Below are 22,877 nucleotides of genomic sequence, written 5' to 3' on the forward strand. Positions count from 1 at the left end.
GGAGGACGCCAATGCCTGACCCCGCAATCCCCCCAGCTGTCGCCGAAGACGAGGCGGCTCTTTGCACCCCGTTCGTCAAATGCCTCGTGCGGCTGATCCGTTCTCAGGATTCCTATGGCTCGTGGGAACGCAAAGCGGACGCTGAGCTGCTGGGCGACTTCATCATTACCAAGGAACAGCGCCGAGGGATCCCAATCATCGGAGATCCCGATCCCGACGTGCTGTGGAGGCTCGACAAGTACTACGCCGCCATCGGGCTTGCGATCGAGGAGCGCTGCGGCCTTATGGCATCGCCGATGATCCAGGTGAGCCATGAGGGTTTTGGTCGGGTGCTTTTCACGACCGGACGGCTGGTCGTTTTGTCCAAAACGCTGCGCGATGTCCACCGGTTTGGCTTCGAGACGCTCCTGAAGCTCGCCACGGCCGGTACGAAGCTGGTCGACGATGCGATTTCAGTCATCGAAACCTTTCCCCACGTGGCGCTGGCATGATGGGCGCGATTTTCGAGAAAGGCCATCATGACGGACCCGAGAAACTATGTTGGCCAGTCCCCTCGATCCAGGGACTCGAGGCCGACCAGGTTGTTGGGGTATCGCCGATGAAGAAGCCGCTGGTCCTGATCTGCTCGCAAGATGCCGAGTTCTATCTGCTCTACAGCCACATACTGGAGGTTGACGGTTTCAGCAGTGAGACGGCAGACGGCGCGAAGGCTGCGCTGGCCTTGGCCGAACAACGGGAGCTTCAGGCCGTAGTGCTGGATTGCGACCCAGCCAGCATAAACGGGTCCGCAATTTGCGCCCACCTCAAGCGGGAACCGCGCACCACCGACCTGCCTATCATCGCCCTGATCGCGCCTGGCGCCGAGCACCAGCACCTCGATCTCTTGAAGGCAGGCGTTGAGAGCTTTGTGCGGCCGGTGGCTCCGGCCAAGCTGCTCGACTGCCTGCGGGCGAGGCTCGGGCTGACCAAGCGTGGTCCGAACGGGGTTGAAAACGACAGTTGGATTTGTTGTGGAGGCCTGGAGATGAAGCTCGATGCCCATCGGGTTCGCGGTAATGGCCACGACATCCATCTCGGACGGATCGATTTCAACGTGCTGCGGCTTATGATTGAGGCCCCCGGCAAGGTCTTCAGCCGGGACGAGCTTATCGGGGCGGCCTGGCTGCCCAACATTCATGTCGGTGCACGCACCGTCGATGTCCATATCAGCCGAATCAGGAGGGCGCTGAAAACGGCCTTGCCCGGCAGCGTCATTCGCACCGTCAGGTCGGCCGGCTACTCGCTCGAGAAGCCGGACGACTGAAATCGGTGATCGAACGTGGTGCCGCTCTCTCTTCCTCCTGAGAGCGGTGTTGCCGCTTTGAGGCGCTCCTAACGAAGACCAGGAGAAGCAGGCAAATGGAATTTAAAAGCATATTCAGTGTGACGGGTGCTGATCATTCTGATGAGGACCTCACAACAGCTGCCGGACTGTGTGCCGAGGTCGGCGCGCACCTATCGGTACTCATTATACCGCCTCCATTGCTCTTGATGTCGTCTCCGCCCCCCGAATGGAATACAGGACGTGCACAGGCAATTGCAGTACCGAACTATCGATTTCAGCAAATCGAGAAATTTTCACAGGACGTGACCAGAATGGAAAGACGGTCCGCGGATATCCTCAAAAGGCTGAAAGCTATGTCGCTTTCCTGTGACGTTGACACCGACTATTGCGATCCGGCTAGCCTCGGTGAAGTGGCACGACAGCGGGCGCTCTGCGCTGACCTGACGATCGTTGGAGGAGACCTCCTCAACGATGAGACTCTCGGACCTCCTGTTGTCAACGGCTGCTTGTTCGATAGCGGAAAGCCGGTGCTCATCGTGCCGAAGGGCGTTAAGGCGACGCTGTCGCCTCGACGCGTGCTGGTCGGCTGGGATTCGCGTGTAGAGGCCTCGCGTGCGGTTCGGGAAGCTCTTAGTATCCTATCCGCTGCCAAGGAAGTCTGTGTCGCTATGGTCGATCCAAAGGCGCAAAACAACGGGAAAGGCGCGCAGTCTGGAGCTGACATCGCTGCCTATCTTACTCGGCACGGTGCTCGGGTCTCCGTTGACCTGCTTAAGAGCGCCGGCAAATCGGCGGGCACAGTGCTGACCCAGCACGCGAACGACATCTGTGCTGACATGATGGTTATGGGTGCTTATGGCAGCCGTGGGCTGCGTGAGCGGATTTTCGGCGGTCCGCCGAGCTGGAGCTTTGGGAAGACCACATTGCCGCTGTTTTTGGCTCGCTGATCAGCTCCGTAGGAACACCGATCAGGTCGTAGGACCGCCAACCAGTCCGAAGTCGTCGTCGGTTACCGGTCGGATTGCGGAGACATGGCTGGATCCGCGAACATCTTGCGACGCTTGTCAGAGCCAAACCGGACGCCTCGACTGCTTCACGACGCTCTCGTGAACCAACTCGTGCGAGATCGTCCGCAACGGGCAGTAAAGACGAACGGCTGCAGCAGACCGCAGCCAAGCCACAGGGCGGGTGTACCAGGAGACCCCGCCTCGTGCGCGAACCCTGTTGGAAGGCCCCTTATCAGTACCCGGACGCGCGTCAAATCGGCGGCTGTCCCTGTCAGCCTGCGGTGTGCAAGGGCCGCTGCCGCGGAGCTTCCCCTGCCCGATCGTCGGGCGTGCGACAATGTCGGATTCCAGACGAGCTGGAACTGCGCGAACTCGTTGGTTTGACAGGTCTTTATCCGGCACGCCGCATGCATGGGAGTCTCCGAAAGCATTAAGAGCCGTTATCCATGGTTACGCCCCTCGAAAGAAAGAGCCGCTTCCGTCGTGGCAGGGAAACAGCCACTCCTGGGGTGGAGGCCGGCGCTAGAAGCCGCCGTAAGATCCGGAAGAGCCGCGCGACAGCATCACACACTTTCCTTCTGCTCTTGGGTTCGGATCACGCCGCGCCGCTGTCGATGCCGCCGACATTGAGCCCAAGACCTGGAAGGCGGCACACGCTTTTGCTGTCCTCTCAGTCGGGACCGCGGCTCAAGCATGCCTGTGAGGTTCGCATTGCTCAATGCCCGGCAATCGACGTCAACATGCCGCTGAGTTGGAAAACACTCCTAGAGGAGTAAGGATAAGTGGACCTCTTTTGTATTGGTGTGGGTGCTGGACCATCTAATTTGAGCCTTGCGTGTCAGATACAGGAAGAGATTGCGCAAGGGGCACTGTTCCTGGACCGGGAGGTCGATTTCCGAGGACATCCAGGCAGCGCTTTCGATTGCGCGGAGCTCCAGGTCGGCCACTTCCAGGATCTGGTTACTCTGGTCAATCCGCGATCAGCCTACACATTCGTAAACTACCTCCACGAGAACGGGCGTCTTTACAATTTCCTCAATGCGCAATTTCACGGGGTGCTTAGAGCCGAGTTCGCCCAATATCTCAACTGGGCGTTCCAGAAGAATCCGCTTGTCCGTGGCGGCGAGGCCGTTCGCGAAATCCGCTTTGACGGCGAGTTTCGCGTGCGGACGGACAACGCGGTCCTTGATGCAAGAAACCTCGTCATCGACATAGGCAAGCAGGCGCAAATTCCGCCTCAGTTTCATGGCTGGACTGGACCCAACCTGTTCCACTCATCTGAGTTGGCCCACATCAATCCTGAGGTGCAAAAAAAGCATGTCTGCGTTGTTGGCGGCGGACAGTCGGGAGCCGAGCTGCTACTGCACCTTGTCGGCCGGCCGAAAGAACGGCGGCCCGCGGCGATCACATGGGTCTTGACGCGCGAGATGCCTTTCGACGACCACGCGTTCACAAACGGGCTGTTCACGCCATGCTTCTCGGATCGTTTTGCTGCGATGAGCGAGGTGCATCGACAGCTGTTCCTGCGGCGTTTCGCGCTTGCCTCCGAGGGCATTTCAGAAAGCAAGTTGCGCGCGGTCTATCAGGCGCTCTACCACCACGCCTTTCTCGAGCCACACCAATGCGAGATCACATTGCGGCCAAGTTGCAACGTGTCGCGCTGCATCAATGCCGGAGCAGGGCACAGGCTCACGCTGCAACGCGGCTTGGACAACATCGGAGAAGTAACCGCCGATATCGTCATCCTGGCCACCGGGTACGAGAAACCGCTGCCGGGTTTCCTAGAACCGATCGCAGATCGCCTCGAACAGATCGGCAATGAGCTCGCCATCGGCGAGGATTTTTCGGTGTACTGGGACGGACCGCGAGACCGACGCCTTTTCGTTCAGAACGCCTGCCTTGGACAGCGCGGGCTGGCTGATCCGAACTTTGGGCTGCTGGCCTGGCGAGCGCGCCGCATCCTTGACAGCCTTCTGCGGCGCGCGCCATGCGCCAATCCCGAGCATCTAGGGTTCATCAACCGTCCCTTGACGGAGTGCTGGCCCGACCTCGGAGTCGAACAAATGGGCAGCGGGATATGATTCGTCGATATTGATGATCGGCGGTGGCATTCAGGAAAGATTTCCGCCTCTGGCGGCAAAAGCGGGACGAGCAATATTCCTACGGCGTCAGATCGCTCTGCTCGCGCTTGAGCAAGGTAGCGTCGCGCGACTCCTGCTTGGCGTGAAACAGCAAAGGGCATTCAATCACGATGCAGCTTTACGTGCTGTCGGGCTCAACGCCACGTGGATCGAGCCCAACGCCGCCGTTGGCAACCGCGACGCGAATTATGACGCCGGGCCACATGCGGCGGTGGCTGCAAGGGTACCGAGCCTCTCCCGCACTTTCGACCCCATCGCCGAAGTGCGACTACTCCAGGACGCCGAAGCCGGTCTTATCGCCAGCGGGCCAGCCAAACTCTCACCTTCCTAAACGGCAGCCGCTAAGGTGAGCCGTCGAAAGCCGACATTCAGGTTAACGTCAGCTGGCCGTGTTAGGGCTCGCTTATTCAAGGCGGTACCGGCGCTTGCCGAAGCTAAGAAGGGTTGGCATGCCCTTTGCCGTGCTTGATGTGCGGCAACACGGTGAGAGCTCCGCTGAAGCAAGCGAGAGGGAGCAATGCCCTCGAGACCGTGTCCGATTTTGACTGGAAAATATTCCGCGACAAAAGAGACGAAAGGTGTGGAATGACTTTGGACACCAAGATGGAACTGCGTATGGGGTCCCCGGCTCCTGCGCTGAAAGTGGAGAACTGGCTGCGTGGCGAGCCCCTCACGAGCCTTCGGCCCGGCAAGGTCTACCTCGTTGAATTTTGGGCGACTTGGTGCCGACCATGTGTCCACGCCATGCCCCATTTGATCGAACTGCAGGAGAAATATAAAGACAGCGGATTTGAGATTATCGGAGTCGCAGCTTGCGAAAAGGCTGCAACCGCGGACGAAGCGCGGACCAACGTGGATGCCTGGCTGACCGAGAAGTTCCCGAATCTGAATTATCGGACAGCGTTCGATTGCACTGGCGAAATGAAAAAGCTCTGGCTGGAACCCAGCTCTTCGTTCGGGATTCCCACCTCGTTCGTGGTCGACCGCGACGGCCACATCGCTTATATCGGCCACCCGGCACCTCTCGATGACGTTTTGCCGAAAGTCCTTAACGGCAGCTGGCGCAGCAGCTATGAAGCGAAAGCCGTCGATGCAAAGCGAATCTCGCGTGTGCGCGAATCGTCGCTGAGTCAGCCGATATACGCCAAACTTGGGCCGGCGATGCAGGACGAGGATTGGGCAGCGGCACTATTGGCCATCGAAGAAGGCCTCGCCGTGATGCCAGACTCTTTTGATTTTCGGCGGGTTCATGCGGATATTCTGCTTCACAAGCTGCGCGACATCAAAACCGGCTTGCCGCTTATGCGCGAATTGGTCGAGGACGCGATCAACAAAAAGTTCGAAGCGATGTCTTGGGTGGTGATGGCGCTGAACCAACTCTTCCATCCCACGATCGACAACTCCCATCTTCCGCATGATGATCGCTTTGCGATGGGCAAGGAGCTCTCCGAACAGATCCTGGAACTTAATCCTCCGCAAGGCGATGGAGACTTTAAATTCGGGTGTTACTTTCCGGTCGCTCAGTATTATTACGAGAGCGGCAACAAGGACCGGGCGATCGAGTTGATCGAGGTGGCAATCAAATCGCTGGACCATTCGGAGCCAGTGCCGGACCAAACCAAACAGCGCTACCTCACCTCGTTGCTCCAAGCCCTGGCCAACTACACGGGTGAGCCTGCCTGTCACGCGGGTCTCTGTGTGGCTCCGCAAAACAAGACTTCCGAAACTCAAAACGCTGTCACTTCCTGAGCAAGGATCGCGAAGGGCATGACAATTGGAATTGAACACCGGCAAATCCGCCCGCCCAGGCGCACTTCGCAGCAATAACGTCGATGCCGCAAAAGTGCGCGGCTTGCGGCAGGTGGAATTTCCATTGCGTTTACCTCGGGTCGAACCGCGGCGCAGGCGTTCGCGCCGCGGTGAAAGGTCTCGCATTGGTGGACGTGCTCGAGGTCGGCCACGGGACACTGTTGCGTGGGATCGGCTCGCCCAAGCCATTCCCCGCCCACGCAAGCGCCCGAACCACACATCGCAGAAAAAGAGATCGTCCTTCAAGAGGAGTACTGAAATTGGGGAAAAGCGAAATTCCTCATGAACCGGTTGGCCCTGCTGTCCACGGGGACGACGAGGCCCTTGCTTCCCCGTTCGTCAAATGCCTCCTGCGGCTCATTCGTACTCAGGATTCCTTCGGCTTATGGGAAGGCCATTCGGATGCCGAGCTGCTGGCCGAGTTCATCATCACCAAGCAACAGCAACGTGCGGTACCCTTTGGCGGCGATCCCGATCCTGACGCGCTGTGGAGGCTCGACATGTTTTACACCGCCGTAGCGCTTGCGATCGAGGAGCGCTCCGGCGTGTCGACGTCGCCGACAATAGAAATGAAACCCGTGGGGGCTTCCGGCGGTTGGGCGTTCTGTCGAGACGTCCACCGGTTCGGCTTCGAGACTTTCCGCAAACTTGCTGAGGCCGGTACGAAACTGGTCGACGATGCGACTGCAGCCATTGAAGCCTAGCCCGAGATGGAGCGCATCAAGAAACCATTGTTCCAGGAAGGATCTATGTCAGACCTAGATAGGATGAGGAAAAAAGTCTGAAAGCTCCAGTTGCGTGCAGCTATTGCCAAGATGGCATTGCAGGACCTCGTCGAGGGTCTGCCGGGCAAGTGGGCCGACATACAGGAAGTCGCCGAGAAAACCCAAGCCGTTTATGCCGAGTTGGATGTTGCCAAGAGAGAACTCGCTTCAATGAAGAATTTAGGATGATGCGCACATTCACCACCCGTGACGGCTCCATTTGGATGCCGCCGTACCTGACCTCCATCGATAGCAAATCTGCATCGGCTGCTGCCGTTGTTTCAAGGTCTGCTCGCGCGATGTCATGCATCTTCACGGCGTTGATGATGCGGGTGAAATCCTCGCCCCTGCGATGACGAGGACGACGATTTCGACGGCAAGCTCAATCGCATGATCATGGTTGTCGATGATGCCGGCCGCTGCATAGGCTGCGGAGCCTGCGGCCGCGTCTGCCCCAAGAACTGCCAGACGCATGTTCCGGCCGACGAGCTCGCAACATGATCTGGCGAAAACCAGGGGAGCGGCGTGCACTTCATCTTTTTGTCGGCTCGTGGGGCTGGTCCTGTGCAGCAATGCGTCGATGGTTTACTTCGCTTTGGATTCGCTCCGTGTGGCAGTCGTCACGACGCTGGCCTGTTCGCTGCTGCTTCAGGCCGGCTACTTCGGCCGCGTGCTCTTTCTGATCTGGCAGTCCTCTAGCCGCGCTCGTGGAACTCGCCACAGGGGCCAGCATGCCGATGGTTACAGGAAAGCTCGGGTACCAGTCGTCTGACTCTGATCAACTGCGGAATGCAATTTTCAGCTGTGTCCCGGCTTGGTCGAATGCCCAGCATGTGCTGCTGCTTTGATGCGCGGATGACAGGATCAGTGCTCAGACCCACACCAATTTTGGTCACCCTCTGATGACTGAGCTGATCGTATAGGGAATCTGTGTTCGGCTAACACGCGACCATACCCCTGGGCTGACCGGTGCGTAGCAGGTTCAGGTACTTTTTTGCTGGAGATAGCATGCTGGAAAAATTCGAACGTTATCCGCTCACCTTTGGACCCACGCCGATCGAGAGGCTCGACCGCCTCGGCAAGCATCTGGGCGACAAGGTGGAAATCTACGTCAAACGCGAGGACTGCAACTCCGGTCTCGCGTTCGGCGGAAACAAGCTGCGCAAGCTCGAATACATTGTGCCCGACGCGATCGCGTCAGATGCCGATACGCTCGTCACAATCGGTGGCGTGCAGTCCAACCATACGCGCATGGTCGCTGCGGTCGCCGCCAAGATCGGCATGAAATGCCTCCTGGTCCAGGAGAGCTGGGTCCCACATGATGATGCTGTCTACGACCGGGTCGGCAATATCCTCTTGAGCCGCATCATGGGGGCAGAGGTGCGCCTGGTTGACGAGGGCTTTGACATCGGCATCCGCCGCAGCTGGGAAAAGGCACTTTATGAAGTCAAGGCAAGGGGCGGCAGGCCATATGCGATACCTGCCGGCGCCTCTGTCCACAAATACGGCGGCCTGGGCTATGTGGGGTTCGCTGAGGAGGTGCGTGCCCAGGAAGAGCAGCTTGGGTTTGCCTTCGACTATATCGTCGTCTGTACGGTGACTGGTTCAACCCACGGCGGCATGCTCGTCGGGTTCGCCAAGGATGGTCGACAGCGCAACGTGATCGGTATCGATGCCTCCGCCATGCCCGCCAAGACCAAGGCGCAGGTGCTTGGCATCGCCCAAAATACAGCGAAGCTCGTCCACCTCGGAGCGGAAATTGTCGAGGCAGACGTGGTGTTGTTCATGGACTACGCGTACCCGGGTTATGGCGTTCCATCGGAGGAAACCAAAGAGGCAATCCGTTTGTGCGCGCGGCTCGAGGGCATGATTACGGACCCCGTTTACGAGGGCAAATCGATGCAAGGGATGATCGACCTCGTCCAGAGGGGCTTCTTTCCACAGGGATCGAGGGTCCTCTACGCACATCTAGGCGGCGCACCGGCGATCAACGGGTACGGCTACACCTTTCGCAACGGCTGACGTTCGGCAGTCTGCGATTCCGCGGTCGCGCTCGAACGTGGGTAGGTAGCGTCGTTCGAGCGCTTGGCTGGAGAAGTGGAGGCAGCGACGGGCATCCACTAATTGGTACCATTACGTGCTGTCGGTGCTCAACGCCACGCGCATTGAGCGCATGCCGCCGTTGGCAACCGCGAGGCGAATTTTGACTCCGGGGCAAGAATCCACACGCGGCGGTGGCGGCACGAGGACCAAGCCGGCGAGTTCGCGCTTTCGAACTGGCGCCAAACTGCCACTGCTCGAGGGCCGAGGCCAGTCTAATCACAGGCGAGCCGTCCAAGCTCTCAAGAGTGATAGGGCGAAACCCGACAGCGGCAGAAGACATGTCGGGTTCACGACAATCGGCCGCATTTGGCCTCGTGGAGAATTTCAAAGCATTTCCCGCCGCTTACCGGAGCTGAGGGAATTGGCACCTCCGTTGCAGCTTGATGTGCGGCAACACGGTGAGAGCTTCGCTGAAGCAAGCCAGAGGGAGCGATGCCCTCGAGACCGTGTCCGATTTTGACTGGAAAATATTCCGCGACAAAAGAGACGAAAGGTGTGGAATGACTTTGGACACCAAGATGGAACTGCGTATGGGGTCCCCGGCTCCTGCGATCAAAGTGGAGAACTGGCTGCGTGGCGAGCCCCTCACGAACTTTCGGCCCGGCAAGGTCTACCTCGTTGAGTTTTGGGCGACTTGGTGCGGACCATGTGTCGACGCCATGCCCCATTTGATCGAACTGCAGGAGAAATATGAAGGCAGCGGATTTGAGGCGGTCGGAGTTGCCGCCTGCGAACAGGGTCCTACCGCAGACGAGGCGCGGACCAACGTGGATGCCTGGCTGACCGAGGAGTTCCCGAATCTGAATTATCGTATCGGGTTCGATTACATTGGCGAAATGAACAAGCTCTGGATGGATCCCAGCTCTTCGATTGGGATTCCCACCTCGTTCGTGGTCGACCGCGACGGCCACATCGCTTTTATCGGCCACCCGGCGGAACTCGATGACGTTTTGCCGAAAGTCCTTAACGGCAGCTGGCGCAGCAGCTATGAAGCGAAAGCCGCCGATGCAAAGCGCATCGCGCATAACCAACTTGCAGCGCGCGAAATGTCGCTTACCGGGCCGATATACGCCAAACTTGAGCCGGCGATGCAGGCCGAGGATTGGACGGCGGCGCTCTTGGCCATCGAAGAAGGCCTCGCCTTGATGCCAGACTCTTGTGAGTTCCGGCAGATTCATGCGGATCTTCTGCTTCACAAGCTGCGCGACATCAAGACCGGCATGCCGGTCATGCGAGAATTGGTCGAGGACGCGATCGACAAAACGTCCGACGCGGTGTCGTGGATGGCCTTGGCCCTCAACCAACTCTTCGATCCCACGATGGACAATTCCCATCTTCCGCGCGCGGAGCGCTTTGCGATGGGCAACGAGCTCTCGGAACAGATACTGGCACTCAATCCCCCGAACGGCGATGGCCCGTTTAAATACCTCCGGTACCTCCCGGTAGCTCAGTATTATTACGAGAGCGGCAACAAAGATCGCGCAATCGAGTTGATCGAGGTGGCACTGAAATCGGTGGACCGGCTGGGGCCAATTCCGGACCACACCAAACAGTACTATCTTACCCCATTGCTCGAAGCACTGGCCAACTACACGGGTGAGCCTGCCTGTCACGCGGATCTTTGTGTGGCTCCGCAAAAGAAGGCACCCGAAACTCAAAACGAAGTCACTTCCTGAGCAAGAATCGCGAAGGGACTGACAATTGGAATTGAACACTGGCCAATCCGCCCATCGAAGCTCTCTTCGCAGCAAGTATGTCGATGCAGCAGGGCGGCGGCTTGCGGAAGGTTGGATTTCAATTGCGTTGACCACCGGTCGGATCGCGGCGCAGACGATGTGCGCCGCGAATTCGCGCCGCAGGTCTCGCACTCGTGGACATGTCGAGGTCGGCCACGGGGCACTCTTGGGGTTGGCCCGCCCAAGCCATTCGTCGGCCACGCAAGCGGACCCGGAGTGGGCATCGCAGGAAAAGGAAATCGTACCTCGAAGACGAAGACTGAAATGACGAACAACGAAATTCCTCCGGTTGGCCCTGCTGTCAACAATGACGACGAGGCCCTTGCTTCCCCGTTCGTCAAATGCCTCCTGCGGCTCATTCGTACTCAGGATTCCTTCGGCTTATGGGAAGGCCATTCGGATGCCGAGCTGCTGGCCGAGTTCATCATCACCAAGCAACAGCAACGTGCGGTACCCTTTGGCGGCGATCCCGATCCTGACGCGCTGTGGAGGCTCGACATGTTTACACCGCCGTAGCGCTTGCGATCGAGGAGCGCTCCGGCGTGTCGACGTCGCCAATAATTGGAATGAAGCCCCTGCGGGCTTCCAGCGGTTGGGCGTTCTGTCGAGACGTCCACCGGTTCGGCTTCGAGACTTTCCGCAAACTTGCTGAGGCCGGTACGAAACTGGTCGACGATGCGACTGCAGCCATTGAAGCCTAGCCCGAGATGGAGCGCATCAACAAAACCATTGTTCCAGGAAGGATCTATGTCAGACCTAGATAAGATGAGGAAGAAAGTCCGAAAGCTCCAGTTGCGTGCAGCTATTGCCAAGATGGCATTGCAGGACCTTGTCGAGGGTCTGCCGGGCAAGTGGGCCGACATACAGGAAGTCGCCGAGAAAACCCAAGCCGTTTATGCCGAGTTGGATGTTGCCAAGAGAGAACTCGCTTCAATGAAGAATTTAGGATGATGCGCACATTCACCACCCGTGACGGCTCCATTTGGATGCCGTCGTACCTGACCTCCATCGATAGCAAGACCTGCATCGGCTGCTGCCGTTGTTTCAAGGTCTGCTCGCGCGATGTCATGCATCTTCACGGCGTTGATGATGCGGGTGAAATCCTCGGCCCCTGCGATGACGAGGACGACGATTTCGACGGCAAGCTCAATCGCATGATCATGGTTGTCGATGATGCCGGCCGCTGCATAGGCTGCGGAGCCTGCGGCCGCGTCTGCCCCAAGAACTGCCAGACGCATGTTGCGGCCGACGAGCTCGCAACATGATCTGGCGAAAACCAGGAGAACGGCGTTGCACTTCATCTTTTTGTCGGCTCGTGGGGCTGGTCCTGTGCAGCAATGCGTCGATGGTTTACTTCGCTTTGGATTCGATCCGTGTGGCAGTCGTCACGACGCTGGCCTGTTCGCTGCTGCTTCAGGCCTGCTATTTCGGCTGCGTGCTCTTTTTCGCGGACGTCGATGATCTGTAGAACTGTTCATTCGCTCCGCAGAGGGCCGGCGAATCCAATCTCTTCCTAAGCCCGTTGGCCGTAATCGAAAGACACGGGGCCGGCGAGTTCGTGCTCAGCTGCCACTGTGCTAGCAAGGGAACGGAATCCAATCCCGGAGCAGATGGCCAGAGTTGAGCGAAGACTGCGGTCGGAGCTCCTGCGCTTCCGGGTCTCCAAGGGGACGACTTTGCGAACCGAAGGGACTTTGAACCGTTGACGTGGCCAGCGTGCGGTAGGTTGGGCCAGCGACAGGGATCCCGGCCGGCCGGGAAGCACCGCCCTCTCAATGTGCGTTGACTTCGCTTCCTTTGGCGAAATGTGGGTAACGGCGAGGGCCGCACTCTTCCCGGGCCGTCGACATTCCCGCCCTTTTGGTGCGTGCGCCGTTAGGCGCGACAATTCGGTGCCCGCGTGTAACTGCGCGCATTCGCCGAAGCTTAGACGTGGTGCATTCCCGCTCGCCCGTTTGGCGGACAGTTCCGGCCGTGCTGGTTTTGCCGCCTAACGCCCGCCGCTCGTCACTGCCACACCCCTCTCCGGCAACGGCTCGGCGCATCGCGCAAGCCGGTTTAGCGATCAGGCCAGGCCCTTCGCGAGTTCCAACGCCTGCCGTTCGAAGAGGCGGCGGTAAATGCCACCATCGAGATTGATCAGGGCGGCATGATCGCCGTCCTCCATGATGCGGCCACGGTCGAAGACGAGCAGCCGATCGAGCGAGCGGACCGTCGACAGCCGGTGTGCGATGACGAGTGTGGTTCGGCCCACCATCAACCGATCCACCGCTTGTTGAATGAGCACCTCGGATTCCGAATCGAGGCTCGATGTGGCCTCGTCCAGAATAAGGATCGGCGCGTTCGCGAGGAAGGCGCGCGCGATCGCCACGCGCTGGCGCTCGCCGCCGGAGAGCTTCAAACCCCTTTCGCCGACCAATGTCCCATAGCCCTTCGGCAGGGGCGCGATGAATTCGTGGGCACTTGCCAGTCGTGCCGCTTGCTCGATCTCGGCCTGGCTCGCGCCAGGCCGGCCATAGGCGATGTTCTCGGCAAGCGACCTGTGAAACAGGATCGGCTCCTGCTGCACGATCGCGATCTGCGAACGAAGGGACTCTTGGGTCACCTCCGAGACGTCCTGACCGTCTATCAGGATCCGGCCGCCGCTCAGGTCGTAGAGTCTCTGGATCAGCTTCACGAATGTTGTCTTGCCGGAACCGGAGGGTCCAACCAACCCAACCCTTTCGCCAGCTTCAATCGACAGCGAACATTCGCTATAGAGCGGCAGGGGATGGTTGGCGTAGCGGAAGTGGACGTTCTCGAAATCGATACGGCCGTTCGTGATCCGGATCGGCTTGGCCTCTGGACGATCGGCAACATCCACCTGCTGATTGTGGATGGCCACCAGTTCTTCCATATCATTAACCGAGTGCTGCACGTTGCGGACATGCATGCCGGCATCACGCAGATAGCCCTGCAGGACGATGAAGGACGTGAGAACATATGCTATCTCGCCCGGCGTTGCCTGTCCATGCGACCACAGAAGCAGGGCATATCCGACCACCGCCACCCTGAGCGCAACCAAAGTTACGCCTTGGGTTGAGCCGATGATCGTTCCGCGCACCCAGCTCCGGCGCGCGCGGTGCCGCCATTTCGTCATGATATTTGCAAGCCGCTCGTCTTCGCGAACCTCTGCGCCGAAGCCCTTGACCACAGCGTTGCAACTGACCGCGTCCGCAAGCGCGCCGCTGAGCCTTGTGTCCCATCGGTTGGCAAGGCTCGCCGCTGGCGCGACATAGCCGAGCGACAGCGAAATCGAAAACGCAAGGTAGACGAGAGAGCCGCAAGCAAAGATCACGCCCATGACCGGCCAGTGCCAGCCGAGCAGCACCGTCGAGCCGATCAAGATGACAAACGACGGGAGCAGCGTGACGAGTATCGTGCTGTTGAGGAGGTCGAGCGCCCACATGCCGCGCGTTATCTTGCGCACTGTCGAGCCGGCGAAGCTGTTTGCATGCCAGTCTGTCGAAAAGCGCTGCACATGATGGAACGCTTCGGTCGCGACGTCGGAAATCATTTTCAACACCAGGTCGCTCAGGCCAATGAAGGCGACGTGGCGCATGGCAATGCCACCGAGTGCCAATGCAATCGGTACAGAGAATGCTGCAACAGCTGAATCCGAAGCTGGTGCTGCCGCATTAGCAGCACGAGAAACAGCGTCGATGAGTCGGCCAGAATAGAGCGGCATCAACACGTCAGCCAGCGTGGAGGCGAGCATCGCGGTCATGATGATCGCGAGCCGGGCCGGCTGCCTGTTCCAGAGGCGAACAGTGAAGGCGAAAACGTCGCGACAAGTGGCGCCGCGCCCATGGACGGGGAAACGTCTCATAGTTTCCAAGCGGGCGCATCAACACGCTCGGTCCCAAAGACGATAAAAGACAAAACTGGAATTTCGACCTCCCCCATAACAGCATCAATTTTGGCGGGCAGCTCTTGCCGCCTCACGACGGTGAGTTCAAAAGTCGTGCCAACTGAGCGGGAACATCCGAAGGACAAATTCAGCAGGTTACCGAGCCTGGAGAAAGTCAGCCGCCATCCAGTCGATACGATTGCTACGGCTGCTCAACTCGGGAGATTGGAAAAGAAGGTCGATGTATCGATTGAATTTTGAGCTTGTTCTTGCCTCGATCAAATAAGTACAGTTGCAATGCAGCTTTCTCAGGCCCGGCACTTAGGTGCTGATTTCAAAAGCGCGCCGCGAATACTTTCCTGCCCATATTCCGTCAATCGAATGCTCGACTGTCGGATTGTGCGCTCCCCGACACAGTGCTGTCGGTTCGCCTCCTGGGTACCTCCCCCGTCGATTGACGACCTGAAGGAGAAGCTTCGCTCGCAAGCTGGCACGACTCTTGAGGGTACTCCAGGTGGCGGAAGGAACTCCGGCTCGAGTCCCGTTGACTTCGGATGTTGCGAGGCTGGGTTGGAGCAAACTGTGCACCAATGAGAACGCAATGAAGGAGACATCATGGAACTCCGGCGGATTGCGGTGGAGTTAGACCTATTCCTCAAGATGACTGATGATGTCGCTCAATCCGAACAGTTGTTCGAACTGTTGTCTGCGTTTGCGCTGAATTTCGATTGCCCGTGGATTGCCTATGGGCCGCTCGCATCAGAGAGGGCTTTCAAGCCGAACCGGGAGGGTTCTGTGGTGATGTGGAATTATCCTGCTGAATGGCAGGAGCGCTACTCGAGAATGGGCTATGCCAAAATAGACCCCCTCATCAAGAAAGGTCGAAAGGAGGCGGGACCCTTTCGATGGAGCGAGGTGTATACTGATGAAAACATAACTGAAGATGGACGCCGCGTCTTGGACGAAGCAGCAACATTCGGCTTGAGGTCAGGCGTTACCGTCCCATTACATGGCCCTGGTGGCAGCTTTAGGTTTGTGAGTTTTGCTCAATCCTCGGACTGCGAATTGCAGAATAGAGCGATCACCTACCTGCAAATGGCCGCGCTGCGGTTTCATCGGATGGTTACGAAGTTCGACACTACGACTGCGTCGGAACGAGCTCATAACCTGTCTCCGAGAGAAATAGAGTGCATTGATTTGGTGTCACAAGGAAAATCATCTTGGGAAATAGGAACTATTTTAGGCAGATCACGAAATACGATAGATTTCCATTTAAAAAATGTAATGCGGAAGTTGGATGCGACCAGCAGAACGGTAGCTGTTGTAAAAGCTTTGAACCTTGGGATTATCCAACCGCCGTAGGTGCGCAGCTAGTTCTCCGCCCGTAGTAGCGCGCGTGATAGCCGAGACGCTCCGGCGTGCGCTCGCTCTTCGAAGCACCCAGCGCCTCGTCCATCTCGGCCTCGAGCACCTCCTGCATCACGGCGCGAATCACCTCGTGCAATCCATCCGGCTTCGAAAGCAAAATGTCGTTGACGCTGCTACGGCGGATTTATCTTCAGGCTTGGTCCTGGTGGCGATGCTGAGTTCGCTTCGCTGAGATTGGGCGGTCATGACAGGGTGGTGTTCAATGTCACCGATTCCTGGAAGAAATTACCATCCGTATTAAGCGACTGACGATGAGTGATGTGTGTCCAAAATCTGACAGCTGTCAGAAAACATTTCGGGTTCAATACAGCGGAGCGTCTTAGCCCTGTCGGGCTTTTCGAAGCCTATCTCGCAGTAACTGCGCGCCAGGCGCACTAGCTCGGCCTTTGCTGGTCGATGTGCGGCAATATAGTGTGAGGGCTGACCCGCATGAGAACACGGAACTCGCTCGATGAAGGATGATCGACGGCATCCAGAAAGCTTCTCTCCGGCGGGTTCGAGGGTGCTGCGCGCGCATCTCGGCGACGGGCCAGCGACCAACGGTTGAGGCTACATCTCCGGAGCGAGTGATGCCTCGAAAGATGCAATGCTGTCTCTGGTCCGACGCGCTGGAAGTTTGTGAAGGGTCGGCCCGGCAAATCGGTGAACCGGGCGGCTTAGGCTGCCAAAAAGGGTAGATGTCTGCGTTGCCTCGGTAGATCAGCAGGCGGTATCAGAAAGCCAAAGGCACACGCACACCATCGTGGCGCTTCGCAGGAAGTAGATGGGAGTAATCACCAGTGATTTTACCGGAACTTCGCTCAGCAAACACAGCCGGCAGGGTTTTGGAGATAACGACGACCACGGGATGCGTCGTAGGATGTTCATATTGTCCCCAGGACAAGTTCGCGGTCCGGCAAAGAAAAGTGTCTCATGCGAGTCATCTGGATCTTGAAGATTTCAAGCGGTGTCTGGCCCGCGTACCGACTTCCGTCGACATTGGTTTTGCGGGATACTCCGAACCTTGGCTCAATCCGGACTGTACCGAAATGGTGGAGCACGCCTTCGCCAAAGGCCATGGCATCAGGATTTTTACGACGCTGGTGGGAATGAACGGGCAGGACCTGCAGCGATTGCAAGCCTTGCGCTTGGGCGTATTCGTGGTCCATGTTTTCGATGACGGCACCTACATGAACAGCCGCCTGGTCGGAGACAAGTATCGCGATCTGGTTCGTCAACTCGTCGACGCGGACATCCCCTTGATCCGATTCGTGGCCTTGGGCGAGCCCCACCCAGATATAGCCGACATTATTCCTACCGAAGCCCTGATAAAAGCGCGGCCGGTGAGCAGTAGGGGTGGAAGCGTCGACCCTAAGATCGTTGCACCACGTCAGCCAGTGGTCGGAGCCCTAACCTGCGTGGACGCACGACAGTATCGGAATGTTCTTCTTCCAAACGGCGACGTTACCCTGTGCTCTATGGATTTTGAACGGCGTCACGTATTGGGCAACCTTCTATATGAGGGTTACTCCGCTCTGTTTGAAAAGCCAGTTTTTCGCGAAATCGTCGACCGCATGAATGGAGCAGATGGTTTTCTGCTTTGCAGGATGTGTGAATTCGCCGACCCAAACGACCGGACCTGAGTGCATGCCGGCCGAGAGGGCGTGCCTGGCAGTGCGGATGGCCCCACGACAGATGCACCTGCCCGCGACGCCATCGTGTTTTCACGTTACGCCAGTATGTTCCTGTAGGCGCGGCAGTGGGCCTCGAGCATTTCGGAGACGAGCTCATCGAAAGGTCTTCGCCTTCCAACCGAGCTTGTCGGCCTGCCTAGCTTGAGGTAACGCCGATCACAGGTCAACCATCGGTCGGATGGAAACAGTGTTAGTCGATCCCGATCAGAGCTTGATTGCTTACTCACGGCTCACCTCGTCAACGCCTTCACCCTCCCGGACGATCTCCTTTTCGACTCGCCTGAAGGCAGCAGCCCAGCTGCGGCCGGGGATGGTTGCCGTCGCGGTAGTGGACGTTCTCGAAACCGATGCGGCCCTTCGCCAGCGCGTCTCCCGGTTGCTTCCGCCTGGCCTACGAACGGGCTTTCCGTCAAGGGGGTCCACGGCGGCCCCGCCCTCTTGATCCGGCGGCTCGGGCCAGTCATCGCGCAAGAGATCGGAATCCGCATTCTTCTCAAAGAGAGCGTGGCTTTCGCTGTGTCATCGGTCATCAAATAGTTTCTTGAATCAGGTTGGTGTCCGCAGCCCGAGGTTGAACGGCGAATATTGATGACCGCCGCGAAGCCGCTCGCTCGCTACGGCGCTATTGAGGAGCGCGCTCGCGAGCGGCTTCGCTACCGCCGAGCGACACAACCTCTGGCGACGCGACCCTGCTGATCTCCTTGGACTCATTCATTTGTCCGGAGCGCTATGGGCAGCGAAGGGTGGGTACGTCAACTACCTGATGCCATAGTAGCGATGCTTTCGCGGAAGCTTTAGAAGCCATCCTGTTGCAGCACATTCGAAAGCATCCGAATGGAGGGCAACGCAACCCAACAATATTTGATGAGGATGCCGGCATCACCAGACCAAACCCAGACCAAACAAAGCTGCCTCCGGCATTCTGCTTCAACGTTAAGCGACGAACATCTGCCGCAAACCACTAGCCATTAAACAGCTCTCTTCTTTGAAAGACTATGTGCAGAGGACTTGATATGGACACCGACGCTTTCACGGCTCATGAATCTAACGTTCGTCGTTATTGCCGGGCGTTCCCCACCGTCTTTACGAAGGCCCTTGGGGCGACGATCTGGGACGAGACGGGTAAGCCCTTTATCGATTTCCTGGTGGGTTCCGGCGCACTCAACTACGGGCACAACAATCCGGATATTATGGCGCCAGCGATTGAATATCTCGTCGGTGAGAACATTCTTCTGTCGCTTGATATGCATACGGCGGCAAAGCGTGACTTCATTGAAGGGTTCGTCGATTGGATCCTGAAACCCAGAGGCCTTTCGTACAAGATTCAGTTTCCCGGGCCGACCGGCACGAACGCCAACGAAGCGGCGCTGGCGCTGGCGCGAAAATACACCGGCCGCTCGAGCGTCATGGCCTTTACGAATGCGTTCCACGGCATGTCGCTCGGCTCTCTAGCGGTGTCGGGCTCGGCCTCAACCAGGGAACTGGGAGGCGTCGCTCGCCACGATGTGATCCGTGTTCCCTATGACGGCTATCCGAGCCAAGCTTTCGATTCCGCCAGTTACATCGACAGCGTTTTGAGCGACCCGGGGAGCGGCATAGAAAAGCCTGCCGCAATCATTCTGGAGACCATCCAGGCCGAAGGCGGCATGAACGCCGCATCCGCAGCTTGGCTCACGGAAATTCAGCGCATTTGCCGTACGCACGGCATTGTTTTTATCGTCGACGATATTCAGGCGGGTGCGGGCCGAACTGGCGATTTCTTCTCATTCGAGTCCGCGAAAATCGAACCGGATATTGTGTGTCTTTCCAAGTCCCTAAGCGGTTCAGGTAGTCCGTTGTCCATCGTTCTGATTCGACCCGACTTGGACATATGGAAGCCCGGAGAACATAGCGGGACCTTCAGAGGCAACAATTTCGCCTTCGTGACGGCAGGAGCCATGTGCAAGATGTGGTCGGATAGGAAATTTACTGCAGGTGTCGAGCGGACAGCCGTCAGGCTGCAAACGCACCTCGATCGCCTGGTTGCGAAATTTCCAAGATACATCGAACAGAAGCGCGGCCGCGGTCTGATGGCCGGCCTGAAATGCCGTTCACCGGCAGTTGTCGGCCGCGTGCACGATGTCGCATTCGAAAATGGCCTTCTTATCGAATCCTCGGGGCCAAATCGCGACGTTATCAAAGTCCTCCCACCGATAACCATCACCGATGCCGAACTCGATCGTGGCATCACCATCCTTGAACACGCACTACAGGAGCAAGACAATGCCTAGTCAGATATCTCAAGTGCCAGCCATCTCGCCGGTTTCGATCAAAGAACGGACCGGGTCGATCAACACGGCGGAGATCATCTCGGTCCTGAAAGGTGAGCTCACCGCTCTGCACATCAAGCAAGCTTTCAGCACCGAAGTAGCCGAGGAGATCACTACGAACTTTATTGGAAGCTCTGGTCTCAGAGAGCGTAAAGATGGTGTGCCCGGACAATATGTCGGCGCATCTCACTACAGGAAGGATGCAGCCACCTATTTCGCAGACGCCGAAAACGCGCGGCCGTACGTCGATGCCCTTTTTAAGAATTTGGTTGACCCGGTTCGAGCAGTATTCAGGGCGTTGAAGCGAGAGCTTCACAACCAGGGAATCGAATTGCGGCTAGCCCGTTCCGAACACGGCCAGGCCAATGTTTGTCGCGGCCTCAGTTGGTCGGGCACAGGCACATTTTCCTTGGATCCCCACGACGACGTCGCTCAAGTCTTACGTGCTGGCGATGATTACGAGCTTTCTGCGGTGGCGCACAATACGGTCGCAGCGCTCAACCTCTATCCCAGCATGCCTGAGGAAGGCGGCAATCTGAAGCTCTGGAGCCACAAGCCGACGGTTGCGGACCGGATATCGCAAGGTGTGGAGACCACTGGATATCCCTATTCGGCAGCCTATCTGGAAGCCGTCCCTTGCCGCGAGTTCGAGCTCAAAACCGGGGATATCGCCCTAATCGATGGCGGCTTCGTTCACGGGGTTACCGGTCAATTAGGCGACGGAAAGCGTCGCCTAGTGCTGAATTGCTTTTTCGGATTTGCGCGGCCTGATCTTGTTCTCTGGTGGACGTGACGTTGGACCTCGCAGCGATCGACTGGCTTGGGCCGTGAGTTGGCGTGGCCAGGCGTGTGACTGCTCATGCTGCCGTCATACAAGCCGAACCTCGAACCGATTGAAATGGCCTTCGCCAGACAGTTTGGGCTGATGCCTTTGCAGGCTACAATTCAGGACTCGCCCTATGAAGAAGCAGTTTACTCCTACAAACGATGTAAGCCTCGCGATCTTTGATCGTCTTGAGTCTGAGGTGCGGAGCTACGTCCGTGCGTTCCCAGTTCTGTTCGATCGAGGCGTCGGCACTGCCCTCATAGCTACAGACGGTCGGGAATACATCGACTTCTTGGGAGGCGCGGGAGCCTTGAATTACGGGCACAACAACCCAGCCTTCACGCGGGCGTTGTTGGACTACATTGCGCGCGACGGAATTGTGCACGGGCTCGACCTTGCTACGACCGCCAAGAAGGCCTTCATCGAAGCTTTTGAGCAGTTTATTTTGAAGCCCCGCGGTCTGTCTTATAAATTGCAATTTACTGGCCCCACAGGTACGAACGCGGTCGAGGCGGCTCTGAAGCTAGCTCGCCAAGTGACCGGCAGGTCAAACATCGTTTCGTTTACGAACTCGTTTCACGGAGTCAGCGCTGGGGCGTTGGCGGCAACCGGAAACACGAAGTTCCGAGATGCTGTCGGCTTTCCCCTCGCGCACGTGACATCGTTGCCGTACGAGGGCTATCTCGGCGCTTCAGACACGATCGAGTATTTCGAGAAGCTTCTCGATGATCCTAGCAGTGGTCTCGGCAAACCCGCTGCGGTGATCCTAGAAGCAGTGCAGGGCGAAGGCGGTGTCAATGCTGCTACCGTTGAATGGCTGCAACGGCTGCGTGATCTGACCTCTCGGCACGAGATCCTGATGATCCTCGATGATATTCAGGCTGGTGTCGGTCGCACAGGGAAATTCTTCAGTTTCGAGGCGGCTGAGATCGTGCCGGACATCGTTACCCTGTCAAAGTCGTTGTCTGCAATTGGAACGCCTATGGCCCTTGTCCTCATGAAGCCTGAACTTGATGTCTGGACGCCGGGTGCGCACACCGGCACGTTCAGGGGCAACAACTATGCTTTCGTCACTGCTCGTGCGGCCCTTGAGACTTACTGGTCCGACTCCAAGTTTGAAGATGAGATTGCTCGCAAATCAGCCATCTTGGCTCAAGAACTCAAGTCGATCGCAGACGACTTCCCCAGCCTTGCTCTGAATGTCCGAGGCCGCGGCTTGATGTATGGACTCGTATCACCAAAGCACCACTCATTGCCGGGGCTCATTTCCCGGGAAGCTTTTCGTCGCGGCTTGGTGATCGAGATCGCTGGCTCGTATGGTGAGGTGCTCAAGTTCATGACAGCCCTTACCATAACCGAGGCTGAACTGCGCCGTGGTCTGTCGATCGTACGCGACAGCATTGGCGCGGTGCAGGACAGCATTTCAGCGGAGTAGGCATTCACTCAGTCCCCCCTACCCAGTCTGGGCTTATCAAGCAAAGGAAATTCCGCTTTAGACGTATGCGATTGTATGGAGACGGACAGCAAAAATGGACACTCGGAGAGCTCAAACAATGGACACCGACCGCTTGACGTGATCGAACGACAGTACGGCATGTGCAAATCAATACACACTTCTTGCTCGTTGCAAGATGAAGGACGACGTCCAGGGCCGGTGAAACCGGTATTCTAATATATTATATAAGTAAGATGGTAATATTGCTGGTTTATCACGAGCGAAGACGAACGGTACACAACACATTAGAAATTAACTTGTATAAGAGGTCCGGTATTTCTTATCCTTTCTGATGAAAAATAGAACGGATTTTGTGCGACGTCGAAGTTTGGCGAGACGAGTGTAAGGCGCGTTCGCGAACCTTACACCGTTA

Annotated in this window: 21 protein-coding genes and 3 pseudogenes; 22 read left to right on the forward strand and 2 right to left on the reverse strand. The window is 57.7% G+C overall.

The genetic code is table 11. The annotated features are described in order from the left end of the window. Positions 1-11 precede the first annotated feature (11 nt). The 16 genes and pseudogenes from QAZ22_RS06195 (at position 12) to QAZ22_RS06270 (ending at position 12,352) form a co-directional block, all read left to right on the forward strand. The gene (locus QAZ22_RS06195) at positions 12-491 is read left to right on the forward strand and encodes a NifX-associated nitrogen fixation protein (RefSeq protein ID WP_024505267.1); all 480 of its coding nucleotides are present in this window, start codon (positions 12-14) and stop codon (positions 489-491) included. Between the two features lie 107 nt (positions 492-598). Further along, positions 599-1,303 (forward strand): response regulator transcription factor, encoded by a 705-nt coding sequence (locus tag QAZ22_RS06200; protein ID WP_224571202.1) that lies wholly within the window; start codon positions 599-601, stop codon positions 1,301-1,303. Positions 1,304-1,398: 95 nt separating this feature from the next. Continuing rightward, positions 1,399-2,271, forward strand: a complete 873-nt coding sequence (locus tag QAZ22_RS06205) for a universal stress protein (protein ID WP_063169369.1) — start codon at positions 1,399-1,401, stop codon at positions 2,269-2,271. 842 nt (positions 2,272-3,113) lie between these two features. Next, the gene (locus tag QAZ22_RS06210; RefSeq protein ID WP_063169368.1) at positions 3,114-4,412 is read left to right on the forward strand and encodes a SidA/IucD/PvdA family monooxygenase; all 1,299 of its coding nucleotides are present in this window, start codon (positions 3,114-3,116) and stop codon (positions 4,410-4,412) included. Positions 4,413-4,422: 10 nt separating this feature from the next. Continuing rightward, positions 4,423-4,803, forward strand: coding sequence for a hypothetical protein (locus tag QAZ22_RS06215; RefSeq protein ID WP_126080606.1), 381 nt, complete (start codon positions 4,423-4,425; stop codon positions 4,801-4,803). Positions 4,804-5,057: 254 nt separating this feature from the next. Then, positions 5,058-6,221 (forward strand): TlpA disulfide reductase family protein, encoded by a 1,164-nt coding sequence (locus tag QAZ22_RS06220; RefSeq protein WP_245438181.1) that lies wholly within the window; start codon positions 5,058-5,060, stop codon positions 6,219-6,221. Positions 6,222-6,541: 320 nt separating this feature from the next. Continuing rightward, the gene (locus QAZ22_RS06225; RefSeq protein ID WP_224571203.1) at positions 6,542-6,985 is read left to right on the forward strand and encodes a DUF269 domain-containing protein; all 444 of its coding nucleotides are present in this window, start codon (positions 6,542-6,544) and stop codon (positions 6,983-6,985) included. Between the two features lie 90 nt (positions 6,986-7,075). Then, positions 7,076-7,234: a CCE_0567 family metalloprotein gene (locus QAZ22_RS06230; protein WP_224571204.1), complete on the forward strand. Its 159-nt coding sequence runs from the start codon at positions 7,076-7,078 to the stop codon at positions 7,232-7,234. Then, positions 7,231-7,546, forward strand: a pseudogene (fdxB, locus tag QAZ22_RS06235) (ferredoxin III, nif-specific). The gene QAZ22_RS06230 and the pseudogene fdxB (QAZ22_RS06235) overlap by 4 nt, the downstream one beginning before the upstream one ends. Before the next feature lie 79 nt (positions 7,547-7,625). Then, entirely contained in the window at positions 7,626-7,817 is a 192-nt protein-coding gene (locus QAZ22_RS06240; protein WP_127230899.1) for an exopolysaccharide production repressor protein, read from the forward strand. Positions 7,818-8,053: 236 nt separating this feature from the next. Next, a complete protein-coding gene (locus tag QAZ22_RS06245) occupies positions 8,054-9,067 on the forward strand; it encodes a 1-aminocyclopropane-1-carboxylate deaminase (protein ID WP_024505903.1) in 1,014 nt (337 codons plus the stop codon). Between the two features lie 599 nt (positions 9,068-9,666). Continuing rightward, a complete protein-coding gene (locus tag QAZ22_RS06250) occupies positions 9,667-10,824 on the forward strand; it encodes a TlpA disulfide reductase family protein (RefSeq protein WP_063170386.1) in 1,158 nt (385 codons plus the stop codon). Between the two features lie 324 nt (positions 10,825-11,148). After that, a pseudogene (locus tag QAZ22_RS06255) lies at positions 11,149-11,585 on the forward strand (DUF269 domain-containing protein). A 46-nt stretch (positions 11,586-11,631) separates the two neighbouring features. Continuing rightward, positions 11,632-11,835: a CCE_0567 family metalloprotein gene (locus tag QAZ22_RS06260; protein ID WP_063169367.1), complete on the forward strand. Its 204-nt coding sequence runs from the start codon at positions 11,632-11,634 to the stop codon at positions 11,833-11,835. Further along, positions 11,832-12,149, forward strand: coding sequence for a ferredoxin III, nif-specific (fdxB, locus tag QAZ22_RS06265; RefSeq protein ID WP_174800308.1), 318 nt, complete (start codon positions 11,832-11,834; stop codon positions 12,147-12,149). Before QAZ22_RS06260 ends, fdxB (QAZ22_RS06265) begins: the two co-directional genes overlap by 4 nt. Further along, on the forward strand, positions 12,146-12,352 hold the full coding sequence (locus QAZ22_RS06270) for an exopolysaccharide production repressor protein (protein ID WP_082826584.1): 207 nt from the start codon (positions 12,146-12,148) through the stop codon (positions 12,350-12,352). Before fdxB (QAZ22_RS06265) ends, QAZ22_RS06270 begins: the two co-directional genes overlap by 4 nt. Positions 12,353-12,949: 597 nt before the next feature. Here the strand turns inward: QAZ22_RS06270 and QAZ22_RS06275 are convergent. Further along, positions 12,950-14,752, reverse strand: coding sequence for an ABC transporter ATP-binding protein (locus QAZ22_RS06275; protein ID WP_063169366.1), 1,803 nt, complete (start codon positions 14,750-14,752; stop codon positions 12,950-12,952). Here QAZ22_RS06275 and QAZ22_RS06280 point away from each other — a divergent pair. Together QAZ22_RS06280 and QAZ22_RS06285 are read left to right on the forward strand one after the other, a co-directional pair. After that, positions 14,732-15,034, forward strand: coding sequence for a hypothetical protein (locus QAZ22_RS06280; RefSeq protein WP_127262113.1), 303 nt, complete (start codon positions 14,732-14,734; stop codon positions 15,032-15,034). The genes QAZ22_RS06275 and QAZ22_RS06280 overlap by 21 nt on opposite strands. Positions 15,035-15,388: 354 nt before the next feature. Next, positions 15,389-16,135, forward strand: a complete 747-nt coding sequence (locus tag QAZ22_RS06285; RefSeq protein WP_063169365.1) for a LuxR family transcriptional regulator — start codon at positions 15,389-15,391, stop codon at positions 16,133-16,135. A 16-nt stretch (positions 16,136-16,151) separates the two neighbouring features. On the opposite strand, the pseudogene QAZ22_RS06290 reads toward QAZ22_RS06285, so the two are convergent. Then, positions 16,152-16,387: pseudogene (locus QAZ22_RS06290) on the reverse strand (transposase); the annotation flags it as partial. A 719-nt stretch (positions 16,388-17,106) separates the two neighbouring features. On the opposite strand from QAZ22_RS06290, the gene QAZ22_RS06295 reads away from it, so the two are divergent. The 4 genes from QAZ22_RS06295 (at position 17,107) to ectB (QAZ22_RS06310) (ending at position 22,444) form a co-directional block, all read left to right on the forward strand. Beyond that, a complete protein-coding gene (locus tag QAZ22_RS06295) occupies positions 17,107-17,823 on the forward strand; it encodes an SPASM domain-containing protein (RefSeq protein ID WP_224571099.1) in 717 nt (238 codons plus the stop codon). Positions 17,824-18,887: 1,064 nt separating this feature from the next. Then, on the forward strand, positions 18,888-20,144 hold the full coding sequence (gene ectB / locus QAZ22_RS06300) for a diaminobutyrate--2-oxoglutarate transaminase (protein ID WP_063169362.1): 1,257 nt from the start codon (positions 18,888-18,890) through the stop codon (positions 20,142-20,144). Next, positions 20,137-20,976, forward strand: a complete 840-nt coding sequence (locus tag QAZ22_RS06305) for a hypothetical protein (RefSeq protein WP_063169361.1) — start codon at positions 20,137-20,139, stop codon at positions 20,974-20,976. Before ectB (QAZ22_RS06300) ends, QAZ22_RS06305 begins: the two co-directional genes overlap by 8 nt. Before the next feature lie 166 nt (positions 20,977-21,142). Then, the gene (gene ectB, locus QAZ22_RS06310) at positions 21,143-22,444 is read left to right on the forward strand and encodes a diaminobutyrate--2-oxoglutarate transaminase (protein ID WP_063169360.1); all 1,302 of its coding nucleotides are present in this window, start codon (positions 21,143-21,145) and stop codon (positions 22,442-22,444) included. Positions 22,445-22,877: the final 433 nt, after the last annotated feature.

Source organism: Mesorhizobium sp. WSM4906 (assembly GCF_029674625.1).
Lineage (GTDB): Bacteria > Pseudomonadota > Alphaproteobacteria > Rhizobiales > Rhizobiaceae > Mesorhizobium.